10 protein-coding genes are annotated in these 9,821 nt (G+C 58.2%); 8 read left to right on the top strand and 2 right to left on the bottom strand.

The window, feature by feature from the left end; all coding sequences use genetic code 11:
• The first annotated feature begins 227 nt into the window (after window positions 1–227).
• The 3 genes from Q0520_RS00430 (at window position 228) to Q0520_RS00420 (ending at window position 3,509) form a co-directional block, all read left to right on the top strand.
• Window positions 228–398, top strand: coding sequence for a DUF86 domain-containing protein (locus Q0520_RS00430; RefSeq protein WP_298665228.1), 171 nt, complete (start codon window positions 228–230; stop codon window positions 396–398).
• A gap of 237 nt (window positions 399–635) precedes the next feature.
• A complete protein-coding gene (locus Q0520_RS00425; protein WP_298665226.1) occupies window positions 636–2,237 on the top strand; it encodes a WD40 repeat domain-containing protein in 1,602 nt (533 codons plus the stop codon).
• A 150-nt stretch (window positions 2,238–2,387) separates the two neighbouring features.
• Complete coding sequence (locus tag Q0520_RS00420; protein WP_298665224.1) at window positions 2,388–3,509, top strand: radical SAM protein; 1,122 nt, start codon at window positions 2,388–2,390, stop codon at window positions 3,507–3,509.
• 60 nt (window positions 3,510–3,569) lie between these two features.
• Here the strand turns inward: Q0520_RS00420 and Q0520_RS00415 are convergent, their stop codons facing one another.
• Window positions 3,570–3,950, bottom strand: coding sequence for a phosphomannose isomerase type II C-terminal cupin domain (locus Q0520_RS00415; RefSeq protein ID WP_342765213.1), 381 nt, complete (start codon window positions 3,948–3,950; stop codon window positions 3,570–3,572).
• A gap of 382 nt (window positions 3,951–4,332) precedes the next feature.
• Between Q0520_RS00415 and Q0520_RS00410 the strand changes: the two genes are divergently transcribed.
• From Q0520_RS00410 to Q0520_RS00400, 3 genes are all read left to right on the top strand, one after another.
• Window positions 4,333–4,806, top strand: a complete 474-nt coding sequence (locus tag Q0520_RS00410; protein ID WP_298665221.1) for a serine O-acetyltransferase — start codon at window positions 4,333–4,335, stop codon at window positions 4,804–4,806.
• Between the two features lie 109 nt (window positions 4,807–4,915).
• On the top strand, window positions 4,916–6,385 hold the full coding sequence (locus Q0520_RS00405) for an oligosaccharide flippase family protein (protein ID WP_298665218.1): 1,470 nt from the start codon (window positions 4,916–4,918) through the stop codon (window positions 6,383–6,385).
• A 13-nt stretch (window positions 6,386–6,398) separates the two neighbouring features.
• Window positions 6,399–7,571 (top strand): CapA family protein, encoded by a 1,173-nt coding sequence (locus tag Q0520_RS00400; protein ID WP_298665216.1) that lies wholly within the window; start codon window positions 6,399–6,401, stop codon window positions 7,569–7,571.
• Here Q0520_RS00400 and Q0520_RS00395 read toward each other — a convergent pair.
• Window positions 7,559–8,479 carry an SDR family oxidoreductase gene (locus Q0520_RS00395; RefSeq protein WP_298665213.1) on the bottom strand — a complete coding sequence of 307 codons (921 nt, stop codon included), beginning with the start codon at window positions 8,477–8,479 and terminating at the stop codon, window positions 7,559–7,561. The two genes, Q0520_RS00400 and Q0520_RS00395, sit on opposite strands and share 13 nt — an antisense overlap.
• Window positions 8,480–9,180: 701 nt before the next feature.
• Here Q0520_RS00395 and Q0520_RS00390 point away from each other — a divergent pair.
• Both Q0520_RS00390 and Q0520_RS00385 read left to right on the top strand, forming a co-directional pair.
• Window positions 9,181–9,411 (top strand): type II toxin-antitoxin system HicB family antitoxin, encoded by a 231-nt coding sequence (locus Q0520_RS00390; protein WP_298665210.1) that lies wholly within the window; start codon window positions 9,181–9,183, stop codon window positions 9,409–9,411.
• A complete protein-coding gene (locus Q0520_RS00385; protein WP_298665207.1) occupies window positions 9,408–9,632 on the top strand; it encodes a type II toxin-antitoxin system HicA family toxin in 225 nt (74 codons plus the stop codon). The genes Q0520_RS00390 and Q0520_RS00385 overlap by 4 nt, the downstream gene beginning before the upstream one ends.
• Window positions 9,633–9,821: the final 189 nt, after the last annotated feature.

The following is a 9,821-nucleotide window of genomic DNA, read 5'->3' as shown; positions in this document are numbered from 1 at the left end:
TTTTTCCTCGAAGATCTCTTCGGAAGGCACGTCGACCTTGTCGATCAGGACACCCTCAAACCCGGTCTCGCACCTCACATCCTCCGGAGCGTGCGATATGTCCCGGGACTATAACCTCTATCTCCGGGACATTCTTGAGGCCATTGTGAGGACGATATACACGGGGAATGGATTACGAGGAGTTCGTGCAGAGCGATCTTGTGTAAGATGGGGTGATCCGGAACCTCATGGTCATCGGCGAGGCGGTCAAACTCATTCCTGAACCGCTCAAAGCGGAGCATGGCGATACTCCCTGGAGAAAGATTGGAGGCATGCGGGACATCCTCCTTCACGCCTATTTTGGAGACCATACCGAGATCGTGTGGGACGTCGTCCGGAATAAAATCCCGGATATGTAGGCTGCGGTCCGGGAGATGCTTGATTCGGTCTGAGGATGGGCGTCATCACATGTGCCGTGGTGAACATGGTGTACATCCGGCGCACCCCTTCGGTCTCCTGCCGGGAGAGTGTCTTCATGGCATCTTCGGACTTTGCCACGTAAATATGTCCTCGCTCATCCGCGAGTGACGTCTCGACGACGCACTCTCTGCGTCAGGGAGGGATCTGATCCGCGCCCGGTGTACGGCCGGAGCAGAATGTTTATGGGTCTTCTCCAGAGAATAGTCTGGTATATGCGGTTTGCCGTCCCCTTCCTCCTCCTTCTCCTTCTCCTCGTCCTCCCTGCCGGTGCCCTGGCAGAGACCCCTCTCTGGACATACTCTGCACCCGCAGAGGTCGCCGACCTCTCCCTCACCCCCGACGGCTCGCACGTCCTCATCGGCGGGGAGAGACTCTGTCTCCTCTCCGGCAATGGCACCCCCCTCTGGGCGCAGTGGTCGGCGGAGATGACGGCCTCGTCCGCAGACGGCCGCCTCATCGCTGGCGCCAGCGGCCTCCAGCTCACCCTCTATACCAGGGACGCCTCCATCCTCTGGAGGGTGGATATGCCCTCAGACTGCGTCGCCCTCGCTCTCTCCCCTGAGGGGAAGAGGCTCGTCGTCGCCGATCTCGTCGGTACGGTGTACTTCTATGACACCGACGGCACCCGCCGGGCGAAGGCCGAAACGCGGGGCGACCCAGACGACGAGGAGGCCGAGGTCCAGTCCCAGGTCCATGCCATCGCCATCTCGGGGAAGGGGACGTACATTGCTGTCGCTTCGAGCCGCGGCCTCTTCTATTATACAGGCACAGGCAGGAAAGTCTGGGCGCGCGAGGGCGCCCTGGAGGGGGGCACTGCCGTCGCCGTCTCCGGGACAGGGGACGAGGTCGCCGTCGCCTCCGATGCCGGCGTCCGCCTCCTGAACCGCACGGGCAGCCTCCTCTGGACGCACATGTCCCATCGCCCTGTCACCACCCTCGCCCTCTCCGAGGACGGGTCCCGCGTCCTTGCCGGTGCGCAGGACAACACTCTCATCTGCATCGACAGGGAGGGAAAGACACTCTGGACCTTCACGGCCGACGGCTGGATCCGGGACGTCGCTGTCTCGAAGGACGGCTCCCGCATCCTTGCCGGGTCGATGGACAGGCAGGCCTACCTCTTCGACGGCGATGGTCATCTCCTTGAGGCGTACACCCTCGGGGGCTGGGTCAATCATGTTGCCCTCACCCCAGACGGCACTCAGGGCGTCGCCTCCGCCTCCCGTCAGGTGATCGGCATCTCGACACCGTCGCAGACTCCCGCACCGACGACCGAGATCCCGACACCGTCGCAGACTCCCGCACCGACGAGAGAAAGACCCATCGAGGTTTCTCCCCCTGCGGGCGTACCCCTCCTTCTCCTTGCCTGTCTCCTTGTCGGGAGCGTCACCCTTGGTGCTAGTTACCTCCGCAGGCATCGGAGGGAGGTTCCTCAGACCCGCGAAGAGGCGGCGCCTGCAGAGGTCGGCCCTGAGGGTGCCGAGGAAACGCCAGCCCCACTCCCCTGGGAGGGCTGCCTGAGGGAAGGGAAGATACGGGAGGCGGCCAGGATCATCGAGAAGCAGATGACCACCCTGATCGAGGAGAGTACCGAAACCCGCCTTTTTTGTATCGCCGACGCCCTGGAGGCCTGCCCTGGCCAGAGGGAGAGACTTGCTGCATTCTTTGCAGAAGCCGACCGCCTCGCCTATGCCAGAGACGTCCCAAAGAGAGAGGAGGTGGAGGCCCTGGCAGCGGCGTACCTCCGTCTTGCCGGGGAGATCAGGCCTCCCCCTGAATGACCCCATCTTCCCGGGCACGGCGTCTTCACCCTCTTCTGGTTCAAGATTGCTGTCCTGCCGGCCGGCAGTGGTCTCTCCTGAGAGATGAGGGGTGGCCAGGTATTATATCTCACAAGTGTTATATTTGTGAATTGCATATACCGGCAGACCATGGCAGTACCACTGTCCTCATATGTCAGGGAAGGGATGAAAGAGTCCTCCCGGATCTTCTATTCGGGAGCCTCCAGACTGAATACATCTTTTCTTTTCCATATACCCTATTGCCCGACGACCCTTGTCTTCAATATCACCGACAACTGTAACAGCCGGTGCATCACCTGCCGGCAGTGGCAACATGCCTCTGTCGGGGAACTGGATACAGAAGAGGTCGGGGAAGTCCTCGCCCAGGCGAGGGACCTCGGGATCAGGAATATCGAGTTTGCCGGGGGTGAACCCCTCCTGCGCAGAGACCTGCCTGCGGTCATAAAGATCGCCGACGACCTCGGATTTGCCGACCTCTCCATCACCACGAACGGACTTCTGCTGACAGAGGAGAAGGCTGTCTCCCTCATCGAGAGCGGACTCGACGGTTTTTCCGTCTCTATCGACGGCACCGCCGCCGTCCACGACTCTGTCAGGGGTGTGAACGGCGGATTTGACCGGAGCACCGGAGCACTCAAGACCCTGATCGGGCTTCGGGACTCCCGGTATCCTGACCTTGCCATCACCATCGGGACGACGGTGATGAAACCCACCTTCCCTGAGATCCTGAACATGGTCAACCTTGCGAGAGACCTCAGGATCACCTGCGGTTTCAACCTCCTCAATAGTTCTCTCTACTTTTTCCGGGACATCGACACCTCTGACCTCTGGATCCCCGCGGAAGATCGGGATAGACTCGACGACCTCGTCGCCGATCTCCATCAGATCAAGGCCATGCACCCCGGCCTGATCAGCAAGAGCTACTCCTCCCTCGAATATATGAAGGAGTATTTCCAGGACCCCAAGAGGGAGGACATCCCCTGTCATCTCGGCTATGAGAAAGTGTACGTCGGTCCGCACGGCGAGGTCTATTCGGGGTGTTGGGCCCTGCCCCCAATGGGCACAGTCAGGGAGACACCTCTCACTGAGATCGTCGCCACAGATGCGTACAGGCAGAGGCTCAAGGATATGTTCCTGAAGAAGTGTCCTGGCTGCAGCTGCAACTACTCGACAAATCTCCTGTACCACATCCCCTCCCTCTGCCATGAACTGAAGTGGCGGGTGAAGGGACGGCTGGCCAGGAGGAACTGAAAGAACAGGTAGCCTTCCCCCCCCATGTCCTGGGCTGGCGCCGAGATTCACGATGCATCCTCACTCTCTCCTGAAGTCGTCGTCGAAGCGGGCGATGTCGTCCTCTGTGATGTATTCGCCGTTCTGGACCTCGATCACCTCGAGGGGTATCATCCCTGGGTTTGCGAGGCGGTGCCTCGTCCCTGCCGGGACAAAGGTGCTCTCTCCCGGACGGACGAAGAAGGTGCGGCCGTTGTTCGAGACCTCAGCCATCCCCCGCACCACCACCCAGTGCTCGCTCCTGTGGTGGTGGAGTTGGGCGGAGATACGCCGTCCGGGGAGGAGGGTGAGGCGCTTGATCTGGAAGGAGTCGCCCTTGAGGAGGACGGTGTACGAGCCCCAGGGACCATCTTCATTGGGGGACGAGCCGCCGGCTGAAGAGAGGATTGTATCGGATTTCAACCGAAACGCTGCTCAATCTAGACATCAACGGTGTGATCAGGCTGGGTAAAGGGGTGGAGCGGGGTCGCTCACATCACCATTTGCAGCACGTGTACGCCCTTCCTTGGAACCTGTGAGGGGAGGCAGCGGTGCACCCTGGTGCGTGACCGGATAGTTTTTGTATATCTTTGAAATTATACCCCCTTTTAGATACTGTGTGTGCGTGTGTGTATCTACATGCAAGCGAAAATACTAAGAGCAATGCGAACATCCAGTGGTCGGGATGATCCACTCAAAAGATGACTACTTATTCTACATCCAAGCGGACAAAATCTCTTCTGGAATCACCCGAAAGAGACCAAAACCTCTGATCGGAGATGATATCTGGAAATTCCAGTTGCTGATGAGGAAGTGCGAGTACTGGAACAACTGCCTGAAAAATAGCAGCCCTGTCCACAGATCATTGTACTACCTGCTCTTGTATCGCTATCATCAGATGTCGGTGCGCCTGGGTTTCACCATCCCCCTCAACGTCTTCGGGCCCGGTCTCTCCATCGCCCACTACGGCCAGCTCGTCATCAACAGCGCTGCCGAGATCGGAGAGAACTGCCGGATCCACCCGGGCGCCAATATCGGCTCCCATGACGAAACCGCCCCGAAGATCGGGAAAAATGTCTATATCGGCCCTGGTGCGAAGATCTTTGGCAACATCAGGATAGCGGACGGCATCGCCATCGGTGCCAACAGCGTTGTTAACAGGTCTTTTCTTGAGCCGAACATCTCTATTGCCGGTGTTCCTGCCAGGAAGATCTCAGATAGAGGGTCGCGTACCTATATTGTCCAGGGCACCGATATCCTCAGAGGGCAGACACTCTGATCTTCCATAGCACACCCCCTCTCAGGTTCTGATTCCCTGAACACCACCGTACATCTGCCAGGTCATCCAAAGGATAATATAGGGCAAGTTGAATCTACCACCATACCCCATGTCGAGTTTTGTCACAAATGTCCTGAAACTTATCTCTGGCAGCATTGTTGCTCAGGCGGTGGGTATCCTTCTCATCCCGATCATCAGCCGCCTGTACACCCCTGACGACTTTGGGGTCTTCCAGGTCTTCCTCTCCATCGCCGGCATCCTTGCCATCATCTCCTGCTTCTCCTATCAACTGGCTATCATGCTCCCGAAAGAGGACAGAGATGCTGCCAACCTCGCCGCCCTCAGCACCGTACTTGTGGTTGCGACATCGACCGTCAGCGGTGCCGTCCTCATCATCTTCGCCGAAAGCATTGCAGCCACCCTGAGCTTCCCTGCCCTTGCAGGATATATCGGCCTCATCCCCATCCTCGTCTTTTTGAATGGCCTCTTTTTCATCCTGAACTACTGGCTCTCCAGGCGGGAGAAGTTCGGCACCGTTGCAGGGGGAAGGGTTGCGAACTCTCTTGTGAACAAAGGAGTGCAGATCGGGGCCGGCATCGGTGTTGCCTCTCCTCTCGGTCTTATTGCCGGGGCTGTGACCGGCTACCTCTCTGCCAACCTCATCATGCTGTTTGAGGTCAGGAAAGACCTGGCTCTCTTTTCGTCGGTCACCCTGACGAGGGTTAAGGCCCTTGCCTTCAGGTACAGGAAATTTCCGATCTTCACATCTTGGTCGACCGCGGCAAATGAGATCTCCCGGCAGATCTCCCCCATATTCCTTGCTTTTTTCTTCACCCCGACAGTCGTCGGGCTGTACTCCCTCGCATACCAGGTTGTGAGCCTCCCTCTCAGCCTTGTCGGCACTGCGGTCTCGCAGGTCTTCTTCCAGAAGGTGAGCGAGGTCCGGAAACAGACAGGGAACATCGGCCCCATTGTGGAGGAGGTACACAGGCGGCTTGTTACGATCAGTATCTTTCCCATGCTCCTCCTGCTTATCATAGGCGAGGAATTATTCGTCTTCTTCCTCGGTGCCCAGTGGTACGACGCCGGGTTCTATGTCAAACTCCTGGTCCCCTGGCTTTTTTTTATGTTTGTTTCATCGCCGTTGACGGCCATCTTCAACGTGCTCGAGAAGCAGGGGGCCGGCCTCGCCTTTGAACTGGTCCTCCTTGCGTCCCGGGCGGTCACCCTCACGATCGGCGGCATGAGCGGGGACCCGGTCATTGCGATCCTGCTCTTTTCCCTGACAGGTGCGCTCTTCAGCGCCTTTATGAACATCTGGCTTCTGAAACTGGCAGGTCTGGACTATGTAAGGGAGTGCTATCTCTGGTGCGCCGACCTCCTGACAGGCGTCCTGATCACGACGCCTCTCATTGTAGCCAAGTTCCTATCCTTCTCTATCATGCTCCTCTTTGCCATTGCCATTGCTGTGAGCCTTATCTATTATGGCCTGGCTGTTGCACGGGATCCTTTTCTGAAAGAATGGGTCGCCGAATTTTTTCAGGGGATAAAAAGGTTCATTAGTCAGTCATCACGATAGAGGGGTGATGCCTATGAGGATCGTATGTACGGGGGATTTTTCAGCAAGCGGCGTTTTTTTTGACCAGGTCCAAGCAGGAAAGGAGATCCTTGACGACGAGATCAGGTTCCTCTTCAATAACGCTGATATCCGCCATATTAACCTTGAGAACCCCATCACCGATGCCCCTCCCCGCGAGAAGGGATATGGCGGTGCCAACCTGAAGGCGCCCCTGAATACGGCCCGCTACCTGAAGGAGCGACATATCGATATCTGCACCCTCGCAAACAACCATATCATGGACAGTGGTCTTCCGGGTGTGGAGGAGACGATCCGACACCTGGAGGAGAGTGGTATCCGCTTTTACGGCGTCGGAGGCTATCCTGAGTATCTGATTGCCAGCCATGGAGGGACGAAGGTCGCCTTCATCGCTTCCTCTCACCGGGAAGGCCCTCTCTGGGATGGGAGGATGACAGCGCCGTACTCCTTTGACATCAAAAAGATCCGCGCCCTGATCAGGGAGGTGAAGGAGACCGAGGATCCCGTTGCGGTCATCTACAACTATCATGGCGGCACCGAGTACAATATCGTCCCTGAACCAAAGAGACGGGCCTTTTTCCATGAGATTGCCCGTGCCGGGGCTGACCTGGTCATCGGCCACCATGCTCACGCCCCGCAGGGCATTGAGACGATCGGTGGGAGGACTATTGTTTATGGCCTCGGAAACTTCTGCTTCGACGTGCCGACACACCACAATATCTCGCACACCTGCGATTCATACTGCCTTGGCGTGGACATTGCGGACGATGGTGAGGTCGCTCTCAGCCGCTATTACTATCATATAGACCTGGAAAAGAAGATGATCATCCTGACGAAAAACGAAGAGAGGGAGGAATTTTTCCAGCGGCACCTCCAGGTCTTCGGCTCAGAGGAGCACTATAGGCGGGAGTGGTACAGGGATGCGTTTCGGGTCTATTGCACGAACCGGTTCCCGAATGTCTCACGCACCCCTGCCCCTGTGGGAGGGGCGAGCGGACCGATCGAAAAACATGCGTTCTTCAGGAAGATGCAGGAGAGGGGGCTGGGCAACGTCCCCGCGGCGGCGATACGGACGGTGGTGTCTGACCTGAGACACGAAAGCCTGCGCCCCTTCTTTTTCGGCGCGATCCGACACCTCCTCAGGGAGAGGGCTGGTCACACCCGCTGAGGGTCTGCTGCTTGGATCGTCCGGGCAAGGCCCTCCTCAAGCCCCCATGCAGGTGTCCACCCGAGTGTTTCCCGCGCCCGTGTGATGTCGGCACACGAGTGCCTGATATCGCCTGCCCGCGCCTCTGCGTGCCTGACCTCCACGGTTCTCCCCGCGGCCCGCATCATCGTCTCTGCGAGGGCGTTCAGGGTGGTCGTGCGGCCGCAGGCGATGTTGAAGACTCCTTCGACGTTGCCCTCCATAGCACGGAGGTTGGCCCTGACGACGTCGGCGACGTAGACGAAGTCACGCGTCTGCTCGCCGTCCCCGTAGATCGTGATAGGTTCGCCTGCGAGGATGCGGTCGGCGAAGATCGAGATCACGCCCGAGTAGGGGGACGAGGGGTCCTGCCGCGGGCCGAAGACGTTGAAGTAGCGCAGGCAGGCGGCGTGCAGTCCGTACAGCCGCGAGAAGGAGGCGGCGTAGTGCTCGCCTGCGAGTTTGGAGACGGCGTACGGGGAGAGGGGTTCGGGGAGCATTCCCTCCCTCTTCGGGAGTTCGGGGCTCTCGCCGTAGACGGCCGAGGAGGAGGCGAAGACGACCTTGCGCACGCCGGCGTCACGTGCGGCGAGGAGGACGTTCAGGGTGCCGGTGAGGTTTGCCTCGTGGGTGGCGAGGGGGTCGGCGACCGACTTCGGCACCGAGGCGATCGCCGCCTCGTGGAAGACGCCGTCGGCGCCGGCGAAGGTCTCCTTCAAGAGGGGGAGGTCGGCCACGCTCCCCTCGACGAGTGTGACGTCGAAACCCCGAAGGTTCTCGGGGTGGCCTGTCGAGAAGTCGTCGATGACGACGACTTCGTGCCTCTCTGCGAGTGCCTCGGCGATATGGGAGCCGATAAATCCTGCGCCGCCGGTGACGATATATTTCATCGAGAGGTGATGGGGTGCCTGATGACATAGAGATGACGGTTGGTGTGCCGCTGTTCTCTCCGGAGCGTCAGGATAGGGATGGGATGGTCCCGTTCCCTTTCGTGATCTCCTCTCTAACATTCCGGGGCCAATCCTGAGGGGGCTGTGAGCTTGAGAATATCTTTTGTCTTATCGACTCCCTTCGGTCGTTCTCCCGGGCAATCGAAAACCTTCGGTCCGTGGCACATCGAAGATATGCACGCACAGGAAAATCTTCGATTTTCCGTATTCTCATGCTCGCTGTCGCTCGCACCCCGCTCATGATTGGACCCGGGAGGAGTAAACACGATATTCTGAAGAGGAGTCTGCCATCCACTCTCCTATCGTAATGGTGGGGGGACCGGGGGTGAAACCCGCCGGAACAGGCACCAGAACAGGATTTTCAGAACAAAATGCGGGGAATTTCATCGACATCACAAAGGTTTCTGGTCAGTTTTGGGATGACCTCTTTGATAAAAAGTTTTGGAAAAAGCCCTGTACTTTTGCCGGATGCTACTCCTGATTCCACAGGGAGAAGTGCGGATCCCCTGCCACACCCTGAAACCCAGATATTGAGCTTTTTACGACTTCGCTGCCCTTGCCGGCAGGGTTTCCGGGGCGACACTCTTTTGCAGAACTCCTATATAGTGCCAGATACTATTCCCCTGTGGAGGAGGGATCGATTGTCTGATATTCGTCTCCGCTACACCGTTCTTATGGAGCAGAATGAAGACGGAGGGTACACCGTAACGGTTCCCTCCCTCCCGGGTTGCATCAGCGAGGGGTCTACCTGGGAAGAGGCGCTGGCACATATTGAAGAAGCAATCTCGGGGTATATCGAGGTCGCCAGAAAGTTAGGGAAGCCCATTCCTGTTGAGGTATCTGTACCCCTGAATACGAGCAACGCAGCATGAAGCTCCCGAGAGCAACGGGGGAGAAAGTGGTCAGGGCCTTGAAACGAGCAGGCTTTGAAGAGGTCGGCATGCGGGGCAGCCACCAGTACCTCCACCATCCAGAGCGTGGCATCATCGTCACCGTTCCTGTTCACTCTGGAAAGACACTCGCTCCAAAGACGCTTCAGGCAATTCTCTTTCAGGCGGGGATCTCTCTTGACGAATTTTTATCTCTTTTGTAGCAGGTTGCCCCTCTATCGCCGGTTTCGTGAAGAAGTGCTGTCGATGGTGATGGGGACTCCGGCCGCGTCCCCGTCGGTGTCGAGGAGGTCGGGATCGGTGGTGTGCGGGTTGCCGAAGCCGTCGATGAAGCCGTTTTTCTCTTCGTCGTCGAGCAGGCCGTCCCCTTCCAGATCGTCGTTGTTCAGGGT

Origin of the sequence: uncultured Methanofollis sp., assembly GCF_937919355.1 — an archaeon.
Taxonomy (GTDB): domain Archaea; phylum Halobacteriota; class Methanomicrobia; order Methanomicrobiales; family Methanofollaceae; genus Methanofollis.
The sequence above is the reverse complement of the archived record's forward strand: the minus strand, read 5'-3'. Positions and strand labels throughout refer to the sequence as shown.

Coding starts and splice junctions, on each gene's coding strand:
- Q0520_RS00405 (WP_298665218.1), top strand. CDS start 4,916: ATGTCGAGTTTTGTCACAAATGTCCTGAAACTTATCTCTGGCAGCATT.
- Q0520_RS00425 (WP_298665226.1), top strand. CDS start 636: ATGTTTATGGGTCTTCTCCAGAGAATAGTCTGGTATATGCGGTTTGCC.
- Q0520_RS00410 (WP_298665221.1), top strand. CDS start 4,333: ATGAGGAAGTGCGAGTACTGGAACAACTGCCTGAAAAATAGCAGCCCT.
- Q0520_RS00385 (WP_298665207.1), top strand. CDS start 9,408: ATGAAGCTCCCGAGAGCAACGGGGGAGAAAGTGGTCAGGGCCTTGAAA.
- Q0520_RS00430 (WP_298665228.1), top strand. CDS start 228: ATGGTCATCGGCGAGGCGGTCAAACTCATTCCTGAACCGCTCAAAGCG.
- Q0520_RS00395 (WP_298665213.1), bottom strand. CDS start 8,479: ATGAAATATATCGTCACCGGCGGCGCAGGATTTATCGGCTCCCATATC.
- Q0520_RS00420 (WP_298665224.1), top strand. CDS start 2,388: ATGGCAGTACCACTGTCCTCATATGTCAGGGAAGGGATGAAAGAGTCC.
- Q0520_RS00400 (WP_298665216.1), top strand. CDS start 6,399: ATGAGGATCGTATGTACGGGGGATTTTTCAGCAAGCGGCGTTTTTTTT.